Genomic DNA, 1080 nt, shown 5'->3' on the forward strand with positions numbered 1-1080 from the left:
AAGCTGGTATGCCGCCGGACAACATTCATAAACTTTTCTGCGTTCACGGTGGCTTCCTGTGCTTTGGAAAGCTCCGCTTGAATAGCAGCGGCTCTTTCTTTCAGCTCCCGTTGCTCTGCTTCATAGTCTGCCGACAGCTCTGTGAAACGCTCGTCTGATATGCGCCCGGTCACGCTGTCCTCATACAGCCGCTTGAAGATAGCGGATAACTCGGCTATGCGTTTCTCGGAGGCTTCCAGTTCCTTTTTCTTGGCGGCGTTCCTGCGTTTGCCCCCGTCCTCGTTCTGCTCAATCAAGAGTTTCATAAACCGGGCTTCATGCTTTGCCGCATAGCTGGTCACTTTCCGCAGATTGGAGAGTACACCAGCGGTCAAGAGGTCGGTGCGGATAAAGTGCGCCGTACAGTCATGGGTGCGTTTCTTGTAGTTGCCGCAGATATAACAGTCCTGCTTGCGCTTGTCCGTCTGGTATCGCTGCTGATACATCACGCTGCCGCAGTCCGCACAGAACAGTATGCCGGAGAACAAACCCACTTCATCATAGCGGTTTGGGCGTTTGCGCTGTTTGCGAAGCTCCTGCACCCGTTCCCATGTTTGGGTGTCTATGATAGGCTCGTGGTGGTTCTCGAAAATCACTTGCTTTTCCGGGGGATTTTCTACACTGTGCTTGACTTTGTAAGAAAGTTTTTCTGTCTTGAAATTTACCAGACAGCCTGTGTATTCCCGGTTTTCAAGGATATGCACTACGGTATTGGTCGCCCACTTGCACTCATAGCCGGGATGGTAGCGGCGGGTGCTGCCCGTCCTGCGGTATTCAAGCGTTCCCGGCGTGGGGATTTGCTGCTCTGTGAGCATACGGGCTATCTTGGTCGGACCATTCCCGGCAAGACAGAGGTTGTATATCTGCTTGACTACGGGTGCAGCTTCCTCGTCAATAATGAAATTTTCATCCTCGTCCATGAGGTAGCCATACACAGGCTTGCTTGTGATGGGCTTGCCATTCATGCCTTTTGAGCGTTTTACTGCTTTGATTTTCTTGCTCGTATCTCTCACCAGCCATTCGTTAAAGATATTCCGCAGC

Annotated in this window: 1 protein-coding gene; it reads right to left on the reverse strand. The window is 51.8% G+C overall.

Translation table 11 applies throughout. From position 1 onward, the window contains the following. On the reverse strand, positions 1–1080 hold a 1080-nt coding region (locus GPK49_RS06865), incomplete at both ends, for a recombinase family protein (protein WP_215677114.1).

The organism is Clostridium sp. MCC345 (genome assembly GCF_018785345.1).
Classification (GTDB): domain Bacteria; phylum Bacillota; class Clostridia; order Lachnospirales; family Anaerotignaceae; genus Anaerotignum_A; species Anaerotignum_A faecicola.